Origin of the sequence: Pseudomonas sp. NPDC090201 (genome assembly GCF_044746825.1) — a bacterium.
In the GTDB taxonomy this organism is placed as follows: Bacteria; Pseudomonadota; Gammaproteobacteria; order Pseudomonadales; family Pseudomonadaceae; genus Aquipseudomonas; species Aquipseudomonas putida_AD.
Map to the genome: position 1 here is coordinate 669,613 of NZ_JBIVCX010000001.1, position 22,337 is coordinate 691,949.

Annotated in this window: 24 protein-coding genes and 2 pseudogenes; 10 read left to right on the forward strand and 16 right to left on the reverse strand. The window is 62.5% G+C overall.

The features are described from left to right. Positions 1-27 precede the first annotated feature (27 nt). A complete protein-coding gene (locus tag ACIPOO_RS03090) occupies positions 28-798 on the reverse strand; it encodes an AraC family transcriptional regulator (protein ID WP_400604329.1) in 771 nt (256 codons plus the stop codon). Positions 799-1,043: 245 nt separating this feature from the next. On the opposite strand from ACIPOO_RS03090, the gene ACIPOO_RS03095 reads away from it, so the two are divergent. Further along, positions 1,044-1,511 carry an REP-associated tyrosine transposase gene (locus tag ACIPOO_RS03095; RefSeq protein ID WP_400604331.1) on the forward strand — a complete coding sequence of 156 codons (468 nt, stop codon included), beginning with the start codon at positions 1,044-1,046 and terminating at the stop codon, positions 1,509-1,511. Between the two features lie 120 nt (positions 1,512-1,631). Here ACIPOO_RS03095 and ACIPOO_RS03100 read toward each other — a convergent pair whose 3' ends face one another. Next, complete coding sequence (locus tag ACIPOO_RS03100; protein WP_400604333.1) at positions 1,632-2,108, reverse strand: GNAT family N-acetyltransferase; 477 nt, start codon at positions 2,106-2,108, stop codon at positions 1,632-1,634. Between the two features lie 248 nt (positions 2,109-2,356). Next, complete coding sequence (locus ACIPOO_RS03105; RefSeq protein WP_400604335.1) at positions 2,357-4,528, reverse strand: TonB-dependent siderophore receptor; 2,172 nt, start codon at positions 4,526-4,528, stop codon at positions 2,357-2,359. A 171-nt stretch (positions 4,529-4,699) separates the two neighbouring features. Between ACIPOO_RS03105 and ACIPOO_RS03110 the strand changes: the two genes are divergently transcribed. Continuing rightward, complete coding sequence (locus ACIPOO_RS03110; RefSeq protein ID WP_400604337.1) at positions 4,700-5,338, forward strand: LysE family translocator; 639 nt, start codon at positions 4,700-4,702, stop codon at positions 5,336-5,338. 127 nt (positions 5,339-5,465) lie between these two features. Here ACIPOO_RS03110 and ACIPOO_RS03115 read toward each other — a convergent pair whose 3' ends face one another. After that, on the reverse strand, positions 5,466-6,365 hold the full coding sequence (locus tag ACIPOO_RS03115; protein WP_400604339.1) for a LysR substrate-binding domain-containing protein: 900 nt from the start codon (positions 6,363-6,365) through the stop codon (positions 5,466-5,468). Between the two features lie 114 nt (positions 6,366-6,479). Between ACIPOO_RS03115 and ACIPOO_RS03120 the strand changes: the two genes are divergently transcribed. Further along, entirely contained in the window at positions 6,480-6,911 is a 432-nt protein-coding gene (locus ACIPOO_RS03120; RefSeq protein WP_400604341.1) for a PACE efflux transporter, read from the forward strand. A gap of 19 nt (positions 6,912-6,930) precedes the next feature. On the opposite strand, the gene ACIPOO_RS03125 is transcribed toward ACIPOO_RS03120, so the two are convergent. Together ACIPOO_RS03125 and ACIPOO_RS03130 are read right to left on the reverse strand one after the other, a co-directional pair. Beyond that, positions 6,931-8,091 carry a PQQ-dependent sugar dehydrogenase gene (locus tag ACIPOO_RS03125; RefSeq protein WP_400604343.1) on the reverse strand — a complete coding sequence of 387 codons (1,161 nt, stop codon included), beginning with the start codon at positions 8,089-8,091 and terminating at the stop codon, positions 6,931-6,933. A 59-nt stretch (positions 8,092-8,150) separates the two neighbouring features. After that, entirely contained in the window at positions 8,151-8,486 is a 336-nt protein-coding gene (locus ACIPOO_RS03130) for a hypothetical protein (protein ID WP_274134265.1), read from the reverse strand. Positions 8,487-8,836: 350 nt separating this feature from the next. Between ACIPOO_RS03130 and ACIPOO_RS03135 the strand changes: the two genes are divergently transcribed. The 5 genes and pseudogenes from ACIPOO_RS03135 to ACIPOO_RS03155 form a co-directional block, all read left to right on the forward strand. Further along, entirely contained in the window at positions 8,837-9,673 is an 837-nt protein-coding gene (locus ACIPOO_RS03135) for an AraC family ligand binding domain-containing protein (RefSeq protein WP_400604346.1), read from the forward strand. Between the two features lie 63 nt (positions 9,674-9,736). Continuing rightward, on the forward strand, positions 9,737-10,339 hold the full coding sequence (locus tag ACIPOO_RS03140) for a LysE family translocator (RefSeq protein WP_400605175.1): 603 nt from the start codon (positions 9,737-9,739) through the stop codon (positions 10,337-10,339). A 55-nt stretch (positions 10,340-10,394) separates the two neighbouring features. Beyond that, positions 10,395-11,396, forward strand: coding sequence for a diaminopimelate epimerase (locus tag ACIPOO_RS03145; protein ID WP_400604348.1), 1,002 nt, complete (start codon positions 10,395-10,397; stop codon positions 11,394-11,396). A gap of 435 nt (positions 11,397-11,831) precedes the next feature. Next, a pseudogene (locus tag ACIPOO_RS03150) lies at positions 11,832-12,614 on the forward strand (PAS domain-containing protein); the annotation flags it as partial. A gap of 99 nt (positions 12,615-12,713) precedes the next feature. Next, positions 12,714-13,151: pseudogene (locus ACIPOO_RS03155) on the forward strand (methyl-accepting chemotaxis protein); the annotation flags it as partial. A gap of 111 nt (positions 13,152-13,262) precedes the next feature. Here ACIPOO_RS03155 and ACIPOO_RS03160 read toward each other — a convergent pair. From ACIPOO_RS03160 to ACIPOO_RS03190, 7 genes are all read right to left on the reverse strand, one after another. Continuing rightward, positions 13,263-13,700 carry a nucleoside deaminase gene (locus ACIPOO_RS03160; protein WP_274134270.1) on the reverse strand — a complete coding sequence of 146 codons (438 nt, stop codon included), beginning with the start codon at positions 13,698-13,700 and terminating at the stop codon, positions 13,263-13,265. Positions 13,701-13,726: 26 nt separating this feature from the next. Then, a complete protein-coding gene (locus tag ACIPOO_RS03165; protein WP_400604350.1) occupies positions 13,727-14,227 on the reverse strand; it encodes a hypothetical protein in 501 nt (166 codons plus the stop codon). 82 nt (positions 14,228-14,309) lie between these two features. Beyond that, positions 14,310-14,858, reverse strand: a complete 549-nt coding sequence (locus ACIPOO_RS03170; protein WP_400604352.1) for a GNAT family N-acetyltransferase — start codon at positions 14,856-14,858, stop codon at positions 14,310-14,312. Between the two features lie 97 nt (positions 14,859-14,955). Further along, complete coding sequence (locus ACIPOO_RS03175; protein WP_274134272.1) at positions 14,956-15,969, reverse strand: ABC transporter substrate-binding protein; 1,014 nt, start codon at positions 15,967-15,969, stop codon at positions 14,956-14,958. Positions 15,970-16,034: 65 nt separating this feature from the next. Further along, positions 16,035-16,541 (reverse strand): sigma-70 family RNA polymerase sigma factor, encoded by a 507-nt coding sequence (locus ACIPOO_RS03180; RefSeq protein WP_400604355.1) that lies wholly within the window; start codon positions 16,539-16,541, stop codon positions 16,035-16,037. A 214-nt stretch (positions 16,542-16,755) separates the two neighbouring features. Further along, the gene (locus ACIPOO_RS03185) at positions 16,756-17,535 is read right to left on the reverse strand and encodes a phosphate/phosphite/phosphonate ABC transporter substrate-binding protein (RefSeq protein ID WP_400604357.1); all 780 of its coding nucleotides are present in this window, start codon (positions 17,533-17,535) and stop codon (positions 16,756-16,758) included. Between the two features lie 8 nt (positions 17,536-17,543). Then, positions 17,544-18,485, reverse strand: coding sequence for a fatty acid desaturase (locus tag ACIPOO_RS03190; protein ID WP_400604359.1), 942 nt, complete (start codon positions 18,483-18,485; stop codon positions 17,544-17,546). 155 nt (positions 18,486-18,640) lie between these two features. Here ACIPOO_RS03190 and ACIPOO_RS03195 point away from each other — a divergent pair, with 155 nt between their 5' ends. Next, positions 18,641-19,471: a class I SAM-dependent methyltransferase gene (locus ACIPOO_RS03195; RefSeq protein ID WP_400604361.1), complete on the forward strand. Its 831-nt coding sequence runs from the start codon at positions 18,641-18,643 to the stop codon at positions 19,469-19,471. A gap of 184 nt (positions 19,472-19,655) precedes the next feature. Here the strand turns inward: ACIPOO_RS03195 and def are convergent, their stop codons facing one another. The 3 genes from def to ACIPOO_RS03210 all read right to left on the reverse strand — a co-directional run bounded on the left by def (position 19,656) and on the right by ACIPOO_RS03210 (position 21,676). Beyond that, on the reverse strand, positions 19,656-20,195 hold the full coding sequence (gene def / locus ACIPOO_RS03200; RefSeq protein WP_274134341.1) for a peptide deformylase: 540 nt from the start codon (positions 20,193-20,195) through the stop codon (positions 19,656-19,658). Between the two features lie 58 nt (positions 20,196-20,253). After that, a complete protein-coding gene (locus ACIPOO_RS03205; protein WP_274134339.1) occupies positions 20,254-21,240 on the reverse strand; it encodes a YihY/virulence factor BrkB family protein in 987 nt (328 codons plus the stop codon). Between the two features lie 244 nt (positions 21,241-21,484). Beyond that, positions 21,485-21,676, reverse strand: coding sequence for a CsbD family protein (locus tag ACIPOO_RS03210; RefSeq protein WP_274134337.1), 192 nt, complete (start codon positions 21,674-21,676; stop codon positions 21,485-21,487). Positions 21,677-21,917: 241 nt separating this feature from the next. On the opposite strand from ACIPOO_RS03210, the gene ACIPOO_RS03215 reads away from it, so the two are divergent. Continuing rightward, positions 21,918-22,298, forward strand: a complete 381-nt coding sequence (locus tag ACIPOO_RS03215; protein ID WP_400604364.1) for a hypothetical protein — start codon at positions 21,918-21,920, stop codon at positions 22,296-22,298. Positions 22,299-22,337 lie beyond the last annotated feature (39 nt).

Genomic DNA, 22,337 nt, shown 5'->3' on the forward strand with positions numbered 1-22,337 from the left:
CTGGCAGACAACCGGACTTGCGTCACATCACAGGGCATAAGCGCCGGGGGTCATGCCGAATTGCGCACTGAAGGCACTGATAAAGGTGCTGACACTGTCGTAGCCCAGGCGCTGGGCGACGCGACTGACGGTGTCGCCCTGGGCCAGCAGTTCCAGCGCCCGTTTCATCCGCGCGACGATGCGCCATTGCACCAGTGACATGCCGGTTTCGGCCCGGAAGTGCCGGGTCAGGCCTCGCCGAGACATGCCCGTTCGCCGGGCCCAGTCATCCAGGCCGAGCTTGTTGGCGGGGTCGGCGACGATGGTCAGGGTCATGCCCACCAGATGCGGACTGCTGGGCATAGGCAGGAACAGCGGGTTGGCAGGGGAAATCTTCAGTTCATCGAACAGCACATCGAGCAGCCGGTGCTGTGGCGGCGCAAGCTCGGCCGGGCCTTTCTGCCAGCCGTCGATGCGTTCCAGCAGCGCGGCGGCCAGCGGGGTCATGTCGAACACCGTCGGCGTGTTCGGGAACAGTGGGCACAGGTCAGGGCGCAGGTAGATCATCCAGCCCCTGGCGGCCTCGTGAACCCGCGCCGCATGGGCGACGCCGGGCGGGATCCAGCCGATACGCCGGGCGGGCACCACCCAACTGCCGGTGTCCAGCTCAGCAGTGATCACCCCCTGCTTCACCGCCCACAACTGCCCTTCGCGATACCGGTGCAGCACGTCATCAGTGCTCGCCTGCAACGGCTGGGCGTTGATCTGCAGCGGCCGTCCATCCTGGATGAAGCGGTGCAACGGGTACTCGACTGGCATGGCCCGATTTCCCTGCGAAGAGACGTGCCGACGGTAGCAAGCCAGCACGCATGCGTATAGCACCGAATAACGTAGCAGCACGGCTTGCCGGCGGGGGCGTCGTGTCAGGCGACTCATCACTTGCTGACACACCGCTCCCGCCGGCAAGCCGTGCTGCTACGGGGGACATATGTTGTGAAATAGTCAGGCGTGCAGTCAGTTGCAGGGGTGGATAGGGTGACTTTTTGCGTTTCAGGGGCAAAGGGATGCAGACACCAGCGAGACGGCGCCATTTTCTTCGTACGAACCGATATTCGGAGCCGGGGCGGATTTACATGGTCACCGTCGTGGTAAACGACCGGCAACCAGTATTCAAGGATTGGCCCAGCGGCCGCCCCGTGGTTCAAGCATTGCGGCAAACCGAGGAGGAAGGCACCGCGCGATCCTTGTGCTGGGTGGTGATGCCCGATCACATTCATTGGCTTATGGAGTTGCAGAGAGGCGATTTGTCATCGGCGGTGGCACGTTTCAAGTCGAGGTCAACCTTGGGCATCAATCGCCGAATGGGACGAAGCGGGCAATTTTGGCAGAAGGGATTCCATGAACACGCCTTGCGCGAGGAGGAAGATCTTCGAAGCCACTCGCGCTATATCGTGATGAATCCCGTGAGGGCAGGATTGGTTGCCAGCGTGCGGCAATATCCACTCTGGGATGCCATCTGGTTGAATTCATAACCCCTCGTAGCAGCACGGCTTGCCGGCGGGGGCGTCGTATCAGGCGACTCATCACTTGCTGACACACCGCTCCCGCCGGCAAGCGGAGCGCCGCCCGGCCGGGCTGCTACGAGGCTTGCGTTAGCCAGTAGTTCGCACCCGCTCCATATACAAACTACGCAAGGTGATGCCGCTGGGGTGTGCGTAAGGCTCGTCGCGCACGGCGACGAAGCCCATGGCGCGGTAGAAGTCGGCGGCGTTGAGGGAGGAATAAAGGTAGAGCCGGGTGAAATGCTCCTCTTCGGCGATCGCTTCCAGCCCTTGCATCAGGCGCTTGCCGATGCCCCGCCCTAGCTGGTCGGGCTCCACGAAGAGCGCCATGACTTCGCCGCTTTGCCGGTCAAGGATGGCGTAGCCGAGCAACTGGCCGTCTTCTTGCGCCACCAGGCCGCAGCCGGTGGCGAGCAGGCGCAGGTAGGATTCAGGGGGCGGTGAATCGCTCCAGACTTCGATCTGTTCGGGGGAATAATGGCTGGCGCAAACCTGCCGCACGGCGCGGGTGCGCAAGGACCATAACAGGGGAATGTCGGGGATTTGCGCGGGTTTGAGTTCGATCATCTTGCTGCTCCATCAGAAAGAACACCAGGGACGGCCTGTCCCTGCACAGCCTTCGAGCGTCTGGAAATGATGCTCTCTGGATGGGGCGGTGGGAAGGGGTGGGAATGTATCGTCTGGGCCGACGCCCCCGCCGGCAAGCCGTGCTGCTACGGGTCCAAGGTGAACCCGGATAATGGGTACGCCCGAAGTCCGTAGCAGCACGGCTTGCCGGCGGGGCGTTGTGTCAGGCGGTGATGCATCCGGGTAGGTCAAAAACTCACAGTCGCTGAAAGCCTTGCCGTGCGCGGTGCGCCGAGGAACAGGTAGTCGTCGCCCAGGTACTCGCCTGCGTCGCGCCAGTAGCGTTTGTCGAACAGGTTGTCGATAGTCAGCCGGAACACCGTGTCGTAGCCATCGAGCTTGGTGCTGTAGCGGCTTCCGGCGTTGAACACGGCGTAGTCGTCGACCTTCACCGAGCCCTCGCGGTTGGCGTATTTGCTGGAGCTGTACTGCATGCCGCCCAGCAGCGCGAGGCCCGGGATCGGCAGGCTGTAGTCAGCCGACAGGCTGGCCCGGTACTTGGGCACGTTGATCGCCTGATGGTCTTCATAGGCTGCGGTGCCACTGCCTTCCACCCGCGCGCGGATGGCGGCAACACTGGCTGACACCTGCAATTGCGAGGTCAGCCAGCCGTTGGCGCTCAACTCAAGCCCGGTGTTCTTCTGCTCGCCCTGCTGCACGAAGGTCAGGCTGCCGTCGTCATTGGGTCTGGAGTACTGATAGGCCTGCCGAGTCTGGAACAGCGCCGCTGTGAAGCTCATGCGCTGCCAGTCGTACTTGACCCCGGCCTCCAGTTGACGGGAGATCGTCGGCGCGAGGATTTCACCGATATTGGTGTCGAACACCGACGCCGTGCCGCCCAGCGACAGGCCTTTGCTGTAGCTGGTGTAGAGCGAAACATTGTCCACCGGTTTGTAGATCAGCGCCGCCTGGGGCAGGAAGATCGAGCGCTGGGTGTGGCGATTGTCGCTGCCGTCTTCGTTGTAGGCCCTTTCATCGAGGCGCACCTGACGACCACCCAAAACCGTCTGCCAATGCTCGTTGAAGCTGATCCGGTCGGTGGCGAACAGGCCGTACTGGCGGCTATCCAGACGCCGCTCGGTATGGCCCACCGGCAAATCCGACGGGGCGAAGGCCGGCGGCGTTTCATGGATATTGCCGGTGCCCACAAACTCGCTGAAATACGGCCGCGTATCCACCGTGCGGCGAAACGCGCTGGTGCCGAAGGTCAGCTCGTGCTTGAGCCAGCCGGTGTTGAACAACCCCGTCATGGACGCCTCGACTTCATCGTTGCGGCGTGTGTCGTCAGGGCTGCGGAAGTCGTAGATGTCGTACCCGCCGTCCGGAGTGAAATGCCCGGTGATGGGGGTCGTCGGGCAGTTGCCCTGGAAATAGCAGCCGTAGGCGAACGCGCTGTAGTCGTCGATCACCACGCGGCTGCGCGAGGCGCTGAGGCTGGCTTTCCAGGCATCGCTGTAGCGGTACTCATAGCGACCGTTCAGGTTCAGGGAATCGATGCCCACCGGGTTCGACCAGCTCTGGTAGCCCAGCAGTTTGCGCGGCGAGGCGTCGTGGGGCAGTTCGCTGCCGCCCAGCAGTTGATAGCCCGGGACCGAGCGCTGTTCGCGGGTCTGGTATTCGGCGTCCAGTTGCAAGGTCGACTGCTCGTTGATATTCCAGTCGAAGGCCAGGGAGGCGAAATCGCGCTTGCCGTCGGCGTGCTCGACGTAGGAGCGGATGTCCTCATGGGCGACGTTGGCGCGCAGGCCGAACTGTTTCTCGCTGCCGAACCAGCCGCCCACGTCGGTGGCGAGATAGCGCTCGCCGTGCTCATTGGTGGACACCGTCACCGAGCGCACATCGGCCGGTCGTTTGGTCTGGTAGTTGACCACGCCCGCAGGCTCCGACACGCCGCTGGAAAGGCCTGACAAGCCTTTGAGCAGCTCGACCTGTTCCTTGTTTTCCAGCGCCACGTTCTGCTCGCCGGTGATGCTGCGGCCGTTGATCCGGTAGCTGTTGGCGGCATTGAGCGAGAACCCGCGCACCACGAAGTTTTCGTAGTAGCCAATCGGCGCATAACTGTCGCCTACCGAGGCGTCGTTGCGCAGCACTTCGCTCAACAATTTGGCCTGCTGATCCTTCAAGCGCTGCTCGGTGAACACCGAAATCGACGCCGGCGTGTCGAGTAATGGCGCCGGAGCGAACCCTCCCACCGAGGCATTTTCGGCCTGATCGACCGACGCCTGTTCCCCCGACACCTTGACCGCATCCAGGGTCAGCGGCTCGGCCTCCTGAGCGGCGAGCCACGGCGAGGCGAAGGCGATGCTCAGGGGCAGCAAGCGGCGCGTGAAGCCTGCGGCAGGTCGGTGTGGGGTGGTCATCTGAGGTACAGCTCCGGCAGGATTTTTGTGGGCGCATGTTTTACGTTCTGCACCGACTTTTTACAACTGCGATACAACCTTCATAAACGTATGAAACATCTCGAAAATTAGTCATCCGCTCATCTACACTCGGGAATTGACCTCGCATGCCCGCCATCAGGAACGCCTGCCATGACCCCGTCGCTGCTGCTTGCCGTACTCGCTTCTGGTTTCATCTATGCCATCTCGCCGGGGCCCGGCGTGTTGGCGGTGTTCGGCATCGGTGCGTCCAGAGGCAGGCGCGCGGGCGCGGCTTTTCTCTGCGGGCATCTGCTGGGGGATGTGATCTGGTGCAGTACGGCGCTGGCCGCGATCATCGGAGCGCGGGTGATCGGCACCACGGCGTTTGATGTCTTGGGGATCATCAGCGGGCTGTTTCTGTTCTGGCTCGGCTGGCGTGCCATTCGCGCCAAGCGCAGCAGCGAGACGGAGGAAAAGGCGCCGTCGCGGCATCCGTTCTGGCACGGAATCATGTTCGGCCTGACCAACCCCAAGGCGTATCCGGTGGCCGTGGCGACCTTCACCGCCCTGCTCTCCAGCCGCGCCGACCTGCTCAACTGGTCGATGCTGCCGTTGCTGATCCTGATCAGCACCCTGGGCGGGATCGCGGCGTACGGGATCATCGTCGGCGTGGTCGGCGCCCGCCATGTAAGGGCGGTGTATCAACGGCATGAACTGACGATCACGCGGTTGTGCGGGGTGATGTTCATCGGGTTTGCGATCAATGCGCTGATGCATGCGGTGCCGAGCCTGCTGCCGCGCAGGCCCTGAAGACTACCGCCTATTGAATGATCGCCACGGTCTGCCTGTAGGAGCGCGCTTGCCCGCGAATGCGGCGTGTCAGGCGCCGCAAATGTGTCAGATATGACGCCGTCGCGGGCAAGCGCGCTCCTACAGGTCAGGTGTTGAGGGGGGTGGCGGCCGCTTCCTCGCCCAGCCACGCCAGAAACGCCTTGACCTGCGGATCGCGCTCGCGCCCCGGCACGCATACGGCGATGTAGCGCGGGCCTGGCAGGCTGATGTCAGGTCGATACCCCACCAGCTCGCCACGCTGCAAGCTGTCCGCCACCAGCACGTTGCTCGCCAGCACCAGCCCGTGGCCGGCGACCGCCGCGCTAAGGGCGTAGTGTTCGTCGTCGAACTCGCGCATTCGCGCCGTCGCAAGCCACTGCTCACAACCAGCCGCCGCACACCAGCTTCGCCAGTTCACCCCGTAGGCCCCGGGAATCTGCCAGCGCAGGTCGATCAACTCGACTTCGGCGCCGTTGAGCGAGGCCAGAAGATCGGGCGCGCCATAGACCGCAAAGCGCTCGCTCATCAATTCCGCACGATACAGGTTCGGGTCGTCGCGGCTCACCGCACGAATCGCCAGGTCGATGCTGGAATCACGTAGCAGGTCCACCAGTTCATTACGGGTGTCGATCCGCACATTGAACTGGGGAAACGCCCGATAGAAGCGGCTCAACCGGGGAATCAGCCACAGCGCCGCCAGGCCCGGCGTGGTCGATATCGTCAGGGTCTGCGAGGCTGTTTCCGGGCAGAAGCTTTCCAGGCTGCGGCTGATTTCCAGCAGCGCACGGTGGGTCTGGCGGTACAACTGCTCGCCCTCCTCCGTCAGCGCCACGCCCTGGCCGGAACGCTCGAACAGCATCGCGCCCAGCCACGCCTCAAGGGTTTTGACCTGATGGGAAATGGCCGCCGGCGTGACTGACAACTCCTCGGCAGCCGCCTTGAAACTGCCCAGCCGCGCGGCCGCCTCAAAGGTGCGCAGCGCGTTGAGGGGAAGGTTGGAAAACACAGCAAGCTCCCTGCATGAAATGAATTGAAGCGGGTTCAATTTATCTCATTTTTCGAACGCCCGACCGATCGGTAGCGTGGCCGACATGCAAACCCTCACCCTCAGGAGTCAACCATGCAAGGCCCCACCCGAAAGCTGGTCCAGGCAGTGCTGTACGAAGCCATCGCGATTGCGGTGCTGTCGCCGACCCTTTTGCTGATCTACGACGACGGGCTCGCCCACGCCGGCGCCCTGTCAGTGATGCTGTCGGCCAGCGCGCTGATCTGGAATGTACTCTACAACTACCTGTTCGAATTCTGGGAAGCCCGGCAACAAAGCCGCACCCGCACCCTTTCGCGGCGCTTGCTGCACTCGTTCGGATTCGAAGGCGGACTGGTGGTGCTGCTGGTGCCACTGGTGGCCTGGTGGCTGGACATTTCCTGGTGGGCCGCACTGGTGACCGACCTTGGGCTGTTCGTGTTCTTCTTTTTCTACGCGCTGGTGTTTCAGTGGGGTTTTGACCGGGTGTTCGATGTGCCAGCGTCGGCGCAGGCGTGCGCCGACTGACATCATTCGGGCCTGGGTGCTACTTCGCCAACCCGACCTTCAACAGCTTGCCGCTGTCATCATCGGTCAGCACGTACAGGTAGCCATCCGGCCCCTGACGCACGTCGCGAATGCGGGCTTTGAGCTCGCCCAGCAAGCGCTCCTCGTGCACCACCTTGTCATCCTTGAGTTCGAGGCGGATCAGCACCTCGGCGGCCAGTGCGCCGATGAACACGTTATGGTCCCACTGCTTGAAGGTGTCCGAGTTGTAGAAAGCCATGCCGCTGATGGCCGGGGACTTCTCCCACACATGGAAAGGGTTTTTCACGCCTTCGACGATCTTGCCTTTGGATTCGGGAATAGGCTGGCCGTTGTAGTCGATGCCGAAGGTGGAAATGGGCCAGCCATAGTTGGCCCCGCGTTCGATGATATTGATTTCGTCGCCGCCCATCGGGCCGTGTTCGTTGGTCCAGAGGGTGCCGGTCCAGGGGTTGAGCGCGGCGCCTTGCTGATTGCGGTGGCCGTAGCTCCAGATTTCCGGGCGCACGTTTTTCTGGCCGACGAAGGGGTTATCCTTGGGCACCGAGCCATCAGGGTAAAGACGCACGACCTTGCCTTGCAGCTTGTCCAGATCCTGAGACGTGGGCCGGTTGTTGTTTTCGCCCAGGGCGATGAACAGGTAGCCGTCACGGTCGAAGACGATGCGCGAGCCGAAGTGGTTGCCCACCGACAGCTTGGGCTGCTGCTGGAAGATGCGGGTGAAGCCTTCGAGCCTGGTCATGTCATCCGACAGGCGTCCGCGGCCGGCCGCCGTACCGCCGGTCTTGCCATCGCTGGCCGCCTCGGCGTAGGTCAGATAGACCATGCGGTCCTTGGCAAAATCCGGTGACAGCTCAACATCCAGCAACCCGCCCTGCCCCTGCACCCAGACCTTTGGCACGCCTGAGATCGGCGCCGAAAGCTTGCCCTCGGGCGTCACCCGCCGCAGGGCGCCGGTGCGTTCGGTCACCAGCATGCCCTTGTTACCCGGCAGAAAGGCCACGGCCCAGGGATGCTGCAGGCCGCCGACTACCTCATCGACGGTCAGCGTGCCCTCCTCGCTCTGATAGGTGGCGGCAGTGGCGTTGAGCGAAAGGCTCAGCAACGCCGATGCGCAAACACTGGCAAGCAGGGTCCCCGGGAAGAAGTTCTTACGCAACATGGGCGATTCCTTTTGGCTGGAAAATTGACTCTGGCTGTCGAAAAAAGGGTGTTGCCGATTCAGTTGGAGGGCCGCTGGGTCCCGCCGTTCGTGGGCCGGGGAGACTGCTCCCGGGTCGGGTAGCCGTTGCGGATGCCGCCGTTCTCAAGGGTTGGCGGGCGCGCCTGGGAAGGCCCAAGGTTGGGACCACGCATCGTCGGTGAAATGGATTCGGTGCCTTGACGGCTGTTGGGGTTGGCGCGGCGGATGGCGCCGTTGTCCGGCTGATTGTTGGAGCTTGCGGCCAACTGGAACGGCGCGAACTCACCGGCCTGGACCAGCCCGATGCTCAACAGCCCGACGCTCAGGAAGCCGCCGAGCAGGAAGATCGCGAAGCCTCGCAGAAAACTGTTCATCATTTACCTGCTGTCGATTGGGTGACACATGCGGTGTTTGATGGCGATCGAAGGCGTAGGTTCGCCCCAAGCGCATGACGGAGCAATGCGCAGGGGGGTTGGGTTTGTAACAAGAATAGTCTGGCTTGCATCTGGTCGGTGGATGCACAAATGTTCCAGACCTCGAGTTATGGTGCCGATAAGCTAGGCGGTGATGGCCTGTGATGCAGGGGTTGGCTGGCTTGGCGCTGTCGCCGGCAAGCCGGACTGCTACGTGAATATTCTCCGGTCAGATGATTCGTGCACAGAGCTGCAACCGTAGCAGTCCGGCTTGCCGGCGACAGCGGTCTCAAACCTTGAAAGGAACCCCCATGCCCGAGCGCAACTGGATCGATCTCAAGCAGGACGCTACGTCCGGCATCGAGACGATGCGCGCGCATTTCGAGGGGCATGCCTACGATCCGCACTGGCACGACAGCTACCTGGTCGGCATCACCGAGCAAGGGGTGCAGCAGTTCAACTGCCGGCGCCAGCAGTACAACAGCACGCCCGGCCACGTATTCCTGCTGGAGCCGGGGGACATCCACGACGGCAACGCCCCGGAAGTGGACGGCTTCACCTACCGCACCCTGTACCTGGACCCACACTGGCTGGAGCGCGAGTTGCGCGCGCAGTTCGAGGAGGCGCCGGACAATGCGCAATTGAGTTTCGCCGCGACCCTGGCCGATGACCCGCGCCTGGCGATTGCCACGGCCAATGCCTTCGAGGCCATGCACAGCAACGAATTGCGCATCGTGCGTCAGACCGCGCTGGACAACCTGCTGATCAACCTGACCGGTCACTTGCACTGGCGCGCGCGGGTCAGCCCCGACCCTCGCCTGCCACTGGTGGCGCAACGGGCACGGGACTTTCTACACAGCCACTTGCATCAGGACATCGGCCTGGACGATCTGGCGCTGGCCACCGGCGTCGACCGTTTTCGCCTGAGCCGTGCCTTCAAGAGCGCCTTTGGGCTTGCGCCCCACGCCTACCTGATTCAACTGCGCCTGACCCGTGCCCGCCATCTGCTGGCCCGCGGCGAACTGCCGGTGAACGTCGCCGCAGCGCTGGGTTTCGCCGACCAGAGCCACATGGGCCGCTGGTTCCAGCGTGCCTACCGGATGACGCCTGCGGACTACCGCCGCCGCTGCTCAAATCTTCCAGACTGACCCCCGCCCTCGCAGCGATCATCGCCCCATGATCCACTGCTGCCGAGCCTTCTCATGCAAACTTTGCAAAGCTTTCTGCCGTTCCTGCTGTTCGCCTTCGTCGCCTCCATCACCCCGGGGCCGACCAATATTCTGGTGCTGACCAACAGCTCGCGCTACGGCATGCTGCGCACCGCGCCCATCGTCTTCGGCGCCTGCGCTGGGGCGGCTTTGCTGGTGCTGCTGGTGGGCACCGGGCTCGGCGATGCACTGGCGCGGCACATGCAGGTCCAGACTGTGATGGCGTGGGCCGGTATCGGCTGGCTCACTTGGCTGGCGTGGCAGATTTTCAGCGCGCCTGCGCAGGCCATCGACCCGGCAGCCGAAACCAGCGGGCCCAGGCTCGGCCTGTGGGGCGCGGCCACTCTGCAACTGGTCAACCCCAAGACCTGGATGATGGCGCTGGCGGTGGTCAGCGTCTTCGCCGGGCACGAAAGCGACCGGCTGACGCGGGTGGCGTGGCTGTCGCTGGTGTTCTTTCTGGTGGCGATTCCTTGCATGTGCGCCTGGGCCTATCTGGGCGTGAGCGCGGGGAAAGTCTTTCGCACGGCCCGCAGCATGCAGCGTTTCAACCAGGCGATGGCGATACTGTTGCTGCTCTCGGCCTGGGGCACGCTGGTGGTGTGAGGCCCCACGGCGGCCATGATTTAATGCAGCTTCCGATTCTGCCTGCGGACCTGCCATGGCCCCTTTCTACGATGCACGCGGCAACATCTACGCCGTGATTTCTCCCCAGGCGCTACGTGCGCTGGGCGTTGATCTTCCTGATGCTGCCGCCCAGGCGGCGCTGACCCGACAGAACTGGAGCGCACACGCGGTCAGCGCCATCTGTGACTGGCCCGAGGGCCAGCGCCCGGCCGGCAGCAAGTCCCACCGTTCGGACGGTCTGCTGGTAGGGCCGTTTCAGGACGCGGCGCCCTTCGACGTGCTGATCATCAACACTGACGGCACTTTGGCCGAGCGCAGCGGCAATGGCCTGACCATTTTTGCCCAGTCCCTGACCGACACCGGTCGCGCACCCGATGGCGAAGGCTTCACCCTGCGCGTGCATCACGACAACCACGACAGCGAAAGCCCCGTGCCCACCCAGGTCGTTCCCGCCGAGATCGATGGCACCCCAGGCTTCTGGTTGGACATCGGCACCCCGGGTTTCGGCCCTGACGCGGTGGGCGCCAAAGGGCCGGGCGTGCGTGGTGCGTTGCTCGAGGAGGTGCGCGTCAGCCGCGTCGAACGCCTGGCCGAATTACACCCCGACTGGCACAGCAGCGTGTTCGTGCGCGTCGGCAATCCTCACTGCGTGACGCTGGTGCCAGCCATCGACGCCCTGCCCGGTTTCGAACAACTGCACCAGGCGCCGCTCAATCCGGCACTCACGCGTGTTGCCTTCGCGGCGGGCGAGGTCGGCAAGGGCGATCCGTGCCCTGCCGGGGTCAACCTGCAATGGGCGGCGAAAGAAGGAGAAAACCGCATCATGGCGCGGGTGTTCGAGCGTGGCGAAGGCCCGACGGCCTCTTCCGGCACCAGCGCCAGCGCCGTGGCTTCGGCCGCTTGGCTGGCGGGTTGGGTCAGTGCCGGGATGGTCGAGGTGGTGATGCCCGGCGGCACGGCGCCGGTGCGCCTGATCGAACAGGAAGGCGCGCTGCAGCAAGTGCAATTGTTCGGGGCCGCGCACTTGCAACGCTGATCGCAGCGCGCAATGCGAACGCCCACGCATTCGGATACGAAAATGCCACCATCCGGATTGCATCCGCTGAGCCCTTGTCTATGCTTCGAGCAACCGCCGCTGACCACCCCATGAACGGCCTGGCAAGGGTTGCAGCGGTTTCCGGCACAGGAAGTGGGTCGCGCATATGGATTGTCCGTCGCATCCGGCAAAATTCTCCCCCGCTCGACGACCACTGATCGCTTCGACCGCGATCAGACGGTCGGCATCCCTCTGTCCAATCCCCCACCTGACGCTCTGGCCCGCGGCTTTCAGCCGTCTGCTGCAATGCTCCCTGATTACTGATGTCATCCCGCCATGACTCAAGCCGGCATCTCCGGTGTCGATTCCCGTGTAGCCCATCAAGGAAGACGGTCATTCAGGCCGCCGTTTCGTCATTATCGAGGTAGGTGGCAGATGTTCAATTCACACCGCAAGGCCGTCGAAGCCGAGTTGCAGGTATCCACCGCCGCACTGTGCCAGTCCCGGGCCAAGCTCGCCGCGATTGGCCGTTCCATGGCGATGATCGAGTTCACCCCCGATGGCATCATTCTCGAAGCCAACGAAAACTTCTGCCGGACCATGGGCTACGAGCCTGGCGAGCTGGTGGGCAAACACCACCGCATCTTCTGTGAGAAAGCGTTCTGCGACAGCGACGCCTATCGCAAACTGTGGCGTGACCTGGCTCGCGGCGAACCGTTGTGCGGCACCTTCATGCGCCTGGATAAATCCGGCCGCGAGATCTGGCTGGAAGCCAGCTACATGCCAGTGCACGACAACGACGGCAATGTGCAGAGCGTGATCAAGGTGGCGTCGGACATCACCGCGCGCGCCTACAAGGACCATGAAAACCAGAGCATGATCAACGCCATCGGCCGCTCCATGGCGGTGATCGAGTTCTCGCCGGACGGGCGGGTGATTACCGCCAACGATAACTTCCTGACCACCATGCATTATTCGCTGGGCGAGGTGGTCGGCCAGCACCACAGCATGTTCTGCACCCGCGCCGAAGTCGATTCGCCGCAGTACAAGGCATTCTGGGCGTCGCTCAATCGCGGCGAGTACCATTCCCATCGTTTCGAACGGGTGAACAAGCACGGCCAGTCGGTGTATCTGGAGGCCACTTACAACCCGCTGTTCGACGCCAAGGGCCGCTTGTACAAGGTGGTCAAGTTCGCCAGCGACATCACCGATCAGGTCACCATCCAGCGCAGCGCCGCCACCACCGCCCACGACACCTCGGTGCGCACCGACGCCTGCGCCCAGAAGGGTTCGAGCGTGGTGCAGCAGACGGTCGAGGTGATCGAGCAGATTTCCTGCGACCTGAACGAGGCCGCACGCAGCATCGACGCGGTGAACAAGCAGTCGGAAATCATCGCCACCATCGTCCAGACCATTCGCGGCATCGCCGACCAGACCAACCTGCTGGCGCTCAACGCCGCCATCGAAGCGGCCCGCGCCGGCGAACATGGCCGTGGTTTTGCGGTGGTGGCCGATGAGGTGCGAGGGCTTGCGGCGCGCACCAGCAAGGCGACGGTGGAGATTGTCGACGTGGTGCGGCAGAACAACGAGCTGGCCAGGAGCGCGGTGTCGAGCATGCAGTCGAGCCTGAGCCGCACCGGCACCGGGGTCGAGCTGGCCAATGAAGCGGGCGAGGTGATCCTGGAGATTCAGCAGGGTTCACGGCATGTGGTGGATGCGATCAGCCAGTTCAGTTCGACGTTGCAATTGGAATAGCCCACACCCCGTAGCAGCACGGCTTGCCGGCGGGGGCGTCGTGTCAGGCAATTCATCTGTAACTGACACACCGCCCCCGCCGGCAAGCCGTGCTGCTACGGGGGCAGAGTGTTACTCGCCGATATCCTCATTCCACAACTCGGGCTTGTCGGCGATGAACTGCTTCATCAGGCCGATGCAGGTCGGGTTGTGCACCACGTCCACCTGCACGCCGCGACCGCGCAGCAATTCTTCCTCGCCCATGAACGTCTGGTTTTCGCCGACGATCACCTTGCGAATGCCGTACAGCAGGATCGCCCCGCTGCACATGGCGCAGGGTGACAGCGTGGTGTACAGCGTCGCCTCGCGATAGACACGGGCCGGCTGGCGTCCGGCGTTCTCGAAGGCATCCATTTCGCCGTGCTTGATCGCGCTGCCTTCCTGAACCCTGCGATTGTGGCCGCGGCCGATGATCTTGCCGTCGTGCACAATCACCGAGCCAATCGGAATGCCGCCCTCGGCCAAGCCCTTTTGCGCTTCATCGATGGCCGCCTGCATGAATGGGTCCATGGTTTCCCCCTGATTGAAAACGAATGCTAAGGCTTGGCTTTTTTCAGCGCGTTGTCCAGTGAAGTGGACACATAGACTTCAAGCAGCTTGCTTGAGCGGGCTTTCATGTCGGTGCCGACGTCGCGCTGTTTGTCGCGGAATTTCTTGGCGACGTCCGGCGGCGGATCGCCCACATCCAGCGCCGTGAGCTCTTCGGCGGTAAAAGACGCCGCGTAGGCGGCCGCCAGGTTGCGGTCCCATTCCTGCTGGTATTGCGGCTGCAGGTACTGCAACTCGTCCTGGACGATCTCCTGGGCCTTGGTGCGCCCCACGGTCTCGACAATGGTGGCGAAGGTCGGTGTGCGCGAGGCGACCTGGTACCCCAGCCAGCCCAGGCTTTCCCCCAGATGCCGATCCTGGACGAACGCCAGGGCGCTCGGCGGCACCGGCGCAGCCTCGGCCGCCAGCGCCACGCCCGGCGCGATGAGCAACATCCCCAACAGCAGCCCATGAACAGTCGTCAACGCAGTCGATCTGCTATATCCCATGTCCTCTCCCCGGCGACTTTTATCGATGTGATCAACGCATTGACTGCACGGTGACGCTAGCAGCTGAACAACGGTTTTCCAGTCACTCCTCCCGCGTGGGTCGCGATGACCATTGCCGGGCGTTCATGCGGTAGATCCGCACGCCGTGGCGGTGATACTGGCTATGGATGAAGCCGCTGAAGCCAAGCTTCTGAATGACCTTGACCGAGGCGACGTTGGCCGGCTCGACAATGGCGATCAGCGAGTCAATCCTGAGTTTGTCAAAACCGTGGCTCAGCGCACGGCGTGCCGCCTCCGTACCCAGTCCCTTGCCCCAGAACACCGGCGCAAGGCGGTAGCCGAGCTCGATTTCATCGGCATCATCTACGCGCTCGGCATTCAGACCGCAGAATCCGGCCAAGGTTGAGGAGGATTTGTCTTGCACCGCCCACGGGCCAAAACCGTGGACGCGATAGGACCGGCGGCACCAGTCGATGAACTCGCCGGTGGCCTGCTCGCTCATCACGCCGCGCACCGAATGGCGCATGACCTGGGCATCGCCCAGAATCCTCGCCAGTGCCGGTGTGTCGTCGGGGGTGAGTTCGCGCAGGATCAGACGTGGGGTATCGAGGGGGGATCGTGGAGTGTTCATGATGGCGGGTCTCACGGGTGGATCGATGACCACCCATGAGCATGGCGCATGGTTGCTGGGGTCGCCAGTTTGAAATTCAAACCCGCGTTAATCGCCATTACAACCCGGCGGTCACTTTCTTCGCGACGTCCCCAGGCACCCACGGTGTCCAGATCTCCGGGTGATCCTTGAGGAAGGATTTGGCCACGGCGTCCGGTTCCAGGCGCTTTTCGCTCATCTCGCCCAAGGTCTTGTTGAGCTGATCGATGGGCAGGTCGACTTTCTTGAAGAAGGTCACCAAATCCGGGTACTGCTTGGCGAAAGGCTCGGAAACGCCGATTGCCAGGTGCGCCGCCAGGGAGCTTGAGCCGATAGGGTTGGGGTTGCTGGCATCGGACAGGGTTTTCCATGCAGCCTCGTTGAACGGCGGCTCTTCGAGCTTGATCAGCTTGAAGCGGCCCAGCAGCGGCGTCGGCGACCAGTAATAGAAAAGCACCGGCTTGCCACGGCGGATCGACGCGGCCACCTCGGCGTCCAGCGCAGCACCGGAGCCGGTGCGGAAGTTCACGAAGCTGTCGTTGAGCTTGTAGGCCTTGAGCTTCTGGGTGTTGACGATTTCCGAGGTCCAGCCGGTCGGGCTGTTGAGGAAGCGGCCTTTGTCCGGGGATTCCGGGTCTTTGAACACGTCCTTGTAGCGCGGCAGGTCCGCCACCGATTTCAGGTCCGGCGCCAGGGGCTTGATGCCGCGCTCAGGGTCGCCCTTGATGACGTATTCCGGCACCCACCAGCCTTCGGTCGCCCCTTTGACGATGTCGCCCAGGCCATGCACCTTGCCTTCGGCCTCGGCCTTGACCCACGCGGGGCTGCGTCCGGCCCACTCTTCGCCGATCACCTGAATGTCGTTCTTGGCCAGCGCGGCCTCCAGGCTCACGGTGCTGCCCGGCAGTTTGTCGGTGGGGTAGCCGTAGCCCTTCTCGACGATGGTGCGCAGGATCTCGGTGATCAGGCTGCCGCTTTCCCAGGTGATGTCCCCGAAGTGGATCGGCGCGGCCTTGTCCGCCCCGTACGCCGAATGCGCCAGCACAGAGAGCGCCAGCAGCGAACCGCCCAGCCATTGTTTGATCGATGTCATTGTTGTCTCTCGTGGTGAGGCTCTTGATAAGGGAGGGTTGCGTTGGGTTTAGCACAGCACCCGTTTCATTCCAGACCTGCGCGCAGGCAACAGGTTTCAGCTTTCTGCATGTAGCTGCTGACCGAACGCATGGAAATGCCCAGGTGCCGTGCGATTTCGGGGTAGGTCAGGCCATCGCCGCGGGCGAGCATGAAGGTGGTCCTGACCTTGGCGGGCAGGCGATTGAGGCGCCGCTCGATCAGCGCCAGGCCTTGCAGGGTGGCGGCGAGTTCTTCCGGAGAATCGCCCGGCTGCAGGTCGTCTATCGCCAGGGCTTGCAGGAAATCGCGCTCAAGATCGCGCCGCCGCCAGCGCTGCCAGACCAGGCGCCGGGCGATGGTAATCAGCAGTGCACGGGGCTCGCGGATCGGCACCACGCTGGGCGAGGCCAGCAACTGGGCAAAGGTTTCGCTGGCAATGTCTTGGGCGCTGTCATGGCCGTCGAGACGGCTCAGACGCTCGCACAACCAGCGGTAATGCGACTTGAACAGCTCGCCAAGCGTGTGGCGATGGGCGAATTCGGCGCCGGACATGGGACTTCCCTTGGCATGGATGATGGTTCTGTCCGGTGTTCCGGTGAGGCCATCCTAGCAAGGGACGCTTATGCGCTAAAAATACCTAAAAATAATTCTTATAGATCCAATTTGAATAACACACTAACCAGTAGCAGCACGGCTTGCCGGCGGGGGCGGTGTGTCAGCAATACATCTGTAACTGACCCACCGCCCCCGCCGGCAAGCCGCGCTGCTAAGGAAATTCGAAACCCGCCTCACGCGCCTGGCGCTGATAGTCCAGAAGCACCTGATAATCCGCCTCGCTCGCTGGCAACACTTCCCGGATCGCCAACACCGCCGCCACCTCAGGCAAATCCCTGAGCGCCTGGTTCATTGCCCGGCGAATCCCTTCCCCATCCGCCTCCAGCCGGGTGATGTATGGCAGGCAGGGCCCCGCCGCCGTGCGGCCTATCACCTTCAACCCCGCGACTTCGTCACTGGCATCCCGCGCCAGGTAGTCAAAGGTCACGCTGTCGATGGCCGCCAGATCGCCCCGCCCTTGCTTGATCGCCGCAAGGCTGTTGCGATGCCCACCGGTGACCGACACCGTTTCGAAGAACCGGCCGCTCTGCTGCAACGGCGCCAAGGCATGGCGCAACAGGTTCATCCCCGAGTTGGAGTCGGTTGAGTTGATGAGACCGCGACTGCCGCGAAAATCCACTAGTTGCTCGCGCGGGTCATCGGCGCGGGCCACCAGCAGGCTGCAATGAAAACCCTCGCTGGCATGGGGCAGCTCGTACACCGGCCGTCCCACCACCTGCACCTGCCCGCGCAGTGCCGTCATCAGCGGATAGCCGCAGGTCTGGGTCAGCAGCAATTGCGGCGAGAGCCAGAGCGCGTGAAGGTCCAGACCAGCAGCATCCAGGCGCTCAACTCTGAGAATTTCAAGCACGCGCGCCAGCCAGCGACCTTGGGCCTGCTCCACCCGCTCAGGGCTGACGTACATCAATAATTCGGCGAAACCCTGGGCCATGTTCGACTCTAGACGTGAGGATGTTGGGGGCTGTCCACAGGGTTGAAACTGTGGCGTCGAAAGAGTTCAGCATACCCCGGCAGCAGAAAACCACCGCTGCGCGCCAGCCACTGCTCGCGACGGGCGCGGTACACAGTGGGAATGTGATACCAGGCCAACCCCGGCAAGTCGTGGTGCACCAGATGCAGGTTGAGGTTCAGGAACAGCCAGCGCCACGGCCAGCCGGCCTCGTTGATCACCGTGCGTTGCTGCGGCTGCTCGTCGGGGCGGTGCTCGTAGTAGGAGCGCACCATGGAAATCGCCAGCGCAGGAATCGTGATGAACACCAGGTAGTGCCAGCCGGACATAATGCTGACGCGCTCGATGAAACTGAACATCAACAACAGAAAGAAGCCGTGGGTCGACCACATGAACCAGGCCTTGTCCTCGCCACGCACCAGTCGTTCGGATTGCTCGACGACCAGACTGCCCAGCGCCAGGGGAACACCGAACACCAGACGTCCGGGCGGGGTCTTGTCGAGCCAGCGCAGCAGGCGCATCACCGGGCCCGTGCGCTGCCAGCCCGACTGACTGAGATAGCGGCTTTCCGGATCCAGCCCCGGCACGGTCAGGTCCTCGTCCCGGTGGTGCTGCATGTGGGTGTCACGATACAGCGTGTAGGGGTACCAGACCGCGAAAGGCGCGTAGCCCAGCACCTTGTTCAGCCATAGCCAGCGCGTCGGGTGGCCGTGGAGCAGCTCGTGCTGCAACGACATCCACAGCACCAGCAGAGGAATCATCAGCAGGGTGGTCGGCCAGAGACCCAGTTGCGGGCTGAGCAGCAGCAACCCAGGCCAGGCGCTGTAGACGCCGATCAACAGCAACCAGGTCGGCCACTCGGTCCGGCCGGTAAAGGACGCGCGCAGACGGGTGATGTCGTCACGCTGGGCGTCGTCGAGATAATTGGGCATTTTCACTCCTGCACCTGAGTCATATCACTAGGTGCAACGAGCGATGAAAATCCTGTAGATCAATTGGTTATCTCGACCAAACCAAATGTGCCATCCGCTGCCCGGTGGCGCGTGCTAGCCTCGCCCATCACCTTACGCAGTTGAACGGGACGCACATGAAACCGACGCTTCTGGCTTTCTCTCTGGCGGCGCTTTTTGCCGCGACACATGCCTCTGCCGCAACCCCCGCCCCCACGTCCAACGTCAGCCACGAACAGTTCGCCCAAGTGCTCAAGGGCGACTGGCGCGTGCCGCAAAACGCGGCCCGCGATCAGTACCGTCATCCCGAGCAGACGCTGCAATTCTTTGGTTTGCGCAGCGATCAGACCGTCATCGAAATCACCCCTGGCAACGGCTGGTACAGCGAGTTGCTGGCGCCGTTGCTCAAGGACAAGGGGCACTATGTTGCGGCGATTGTCGACCCGACCGTGAGCGACTACGCGAAGAAATCCGCTGAGAGCCTCAAGCAGAAATACGCAGCCGACCCTGCGCATTACGGCAAGGTCGAGGTGGTCCAGTACCTGCCCAAGGCGCCGGTGTTCGGCAAGCCGGGCTCGGCCGATACCGTGCTGACATTCCGCAACGTGCACAACTGGGTGGATGCCGGCAACGAAGCAGCGACCTTCAAGGCGTTCTACACAGTGCTCAAACCGGGCGGCACCCTGGGCGTGGTCGACCACCGGGCCAAGCCAGGCACCACCGCCAAGGACAACGAGAAGAACGGCTACCTGCCCACCGACTACGTGATCAGCCTGGCCAAGACCGCAGGTTTCACCCTGGCCGGCGAAAGCGAAGTCAACGCCAACCCCAAGGACACCAAGGACTATCCAGACGGCGTCTGGACACTGCCGCCAGCGCTGGTCAAGGGTGACGTGGACAAGGACAAATACCTGGCCATCGGCGAGTCGGATCGCATGACGTTGCGGTTTATCAAGCCGGGCAAATGAGCCTGTCGTAACCCTCGCGGCATGCACATAACCCCTGTGGGAGCGAGCTTGCTCGCGAATGCGGTGTGCCAGTCAGCGAGTCTGCTCCTGACGCGCCGCTTTCGCGAGCAAGCTCGCTCCCACAGGAATTCGCCGTCGTATCGGAAACCTGAGATCAGGTACGTACACCGGGGGCGATCAACGATCAATCATCCGCATTCGGGTCCATGTCCGGGAACAGCACTTCGGTGAACCCGAAGCGGCTGAAATCGGTAATGCGTGACGGGTACAGGCGGCCGATCAGGTGGTCGCATTCGTGCTGCACTACCCGCGCGTGAAAGCCCCGGGCAACGCGCTGGATCGCCTTGCCGTCGGGGTCGAAGCCTTCGTAGCGAATGTGCTCGTAACGGTCGACCACGCCGCGCAGCCCCGGCACCGACAGGCAACCCTCCCAGCCCTCTTCGAGGGTCTGTTCCAGCGGCGTGATGAGGGGATTGAGCAGGATGGTCTGGGGCACCGCTTCGGCATCCGGATAGCGCTCGCTGCGCTCGAAACCGAAGATCACCAGCTGCAGATCGACGCCGATCTGCGGCGCCGCCAGCCCCACTCCGCCGACGCTGCGCATGGTTTCGAACATGTCGTCGATCAGCGTCTTCAGCTCTTTGGAGCCGAACATCGATTGGGGTACGGGCGGGGCGATGCGCAGCAGACGCTCATCGCCCATCTTCAGAATTTCATGGATCATGAGAGAACCTTGTCAGTGGGCGGATGCGCCGTTCAGACACATCCTGCCACAAAACCGGTCAGTGCTTGTCGGTCCGCAACACCGGGTCAGGCTGCAGATCGTCGTGATCAAGGGAGTGATCACGGCCAAGGCCCGAGACATGCTGCTTGGTGTAGGTCGAATCGACCCCGCCGTCGCCGGCGACCTTCTCGCCCTTGTCCTTGCCTTCCGCGGACATATGCTCGATTACCGCATTCATCTCCGCGCCCAGCAGCAATACCGAGGCCGAGATGTAGAAATACAGCAACAGCACGATGATCGCCCCGATGCTGCCGTACATGGCGTCATAGTTGGCGAACGTCTTCACGTAGTAGGCAAAGCCCAGAGACGCAAGAATCCACACCACCACCGCCAGCACCGACCCGGGAGAAATGAAGCGGAACTCCTGCTCCACGTCGGGCATGACGTAATACATGGTCGCCACCGAAATCATCAGCAGCAGAATGATCACCGGCCAGCGCAGGATGGTCCACAAGGTGACGATGAAATCTTCCATGCCGATCTGCGCAGCCAGCCAGTTCATGACCACAGGACCTGTAACCATCAGCGCAGCAGCCGCCAGCAACATCCCGGCAAAGCCCACGGTGTACAGCACCGACAGTGGAATGCGCTTCCACACCGGGCGCTCTTCGACCACGTCATACGCCGCGTTCATGGCGCTCATCATCAGGCGCACGCCCGCCGAGGCACTCCACAACGCGATGACGATACCGATCGACAGCAATCCACCCTTGGACTGCTGCAGCTGGTCAATCACCGGATTGACCTGCTCCAGGGCCATGGGCGGCAGCACCAGCTCGGACTGCAAGCGCAGCCAGCTGAAAAAATCAGGGAGGTGGAGGAAACCGATCAGGGCAATCAGGAACAGCAGGAACGGAAACAGCGAGAACAGCATCTGGTAGGCCAGCGCCGAGGCGTAGGTCGACATCTCGTCGTCGAGAAACTCTTTGACCGTTCTGACCAGCACCGTCGACAGACGTAACTGGCGCAAATCCGGGAATATCATGGCGTCTCCTTTCGCGACGTAGACGTATCTGAAACACATTCACCTATACGAGCGAGCAAACGCTCTGAAATTCCGTGCGGCCGCCTTTACGGACCGGGTTTTTACATAGAGTTAAGCACTTTTGCCATGTCTGATTGGTTTCAGAACATCTTTCACCGGATGCGATGACGGCCATCAAGGGATGGCCGTCATCGTTCATTCACTTGTTCCGCTTGAGGTCATGACCCTGCAAGCGCGATGGCCGTCAGGCCTTGTCGACGCCTTTTTTCACGGCGTCCTTGGTCTTGCCAACCGCTTGTTGCGCTTCGCCCTTGAGTTCTTGCGCCTTGCCTTCTGCGCGCAGTTTGTCGTTGTCGGTCGCCTTGCCTACACCCTGCTTGACGTTACCGGCTGCTTCGTTGGCCATGCCTTTTACTTTATCGGTAGTGCTGCTCATGGGAATTTCTCCTGGGCTTGAAAGGTGTCATCACCTCGACGCAACGGTTGACTGGCCTGTGTCGCGCAGAGTTTCAATTATTTTTCCCAGCGGTTCGCGAGCAGATGTAACGGCGCTTTTCACGACGCGAGATGAGTTTTGACTTTATGTTTGCCCCGCAACCCCGGAGAATGCGCGGCCGAGCCGACCTGCGCCTATCATGCAGCGTCAGGTTCACGAAACATCAGATCCCGGGAACATTATGAAACTCGACAAACAGCAGGCCATCGCGCGCCGCAATGAGCAACTGGGCGGTGCCGTGCTGGGCACCAACAACACCCACTTCGCGGTACTGGACCACAAGCGCAACATCTGGTGGTTCGACCTCCCAGTGAGCCGCCTGGCGGTGGGTCAGTACGAATGGCTGCACCTGCTGCTGCACACCCCCAGCACCGATGAGCTGATCCACCTGAAAGTGACCACCAAATTCCTGCGCGAACACAAGGAAGGCGTGGTGATTCGCAACGAAGGCAAGCGCAAGTCCACGGTGAGCCTGGAGTTGTCGGCGGACAAGGACTCGTACCTCAAGGACATGCGTCCCAATGGCGCGAACCTGAGTTTTGCGGGGTTTGTGCAGAAGTAACGCTTCAGGGACGCCCGGTTATATCGGGATTGCGCGTAG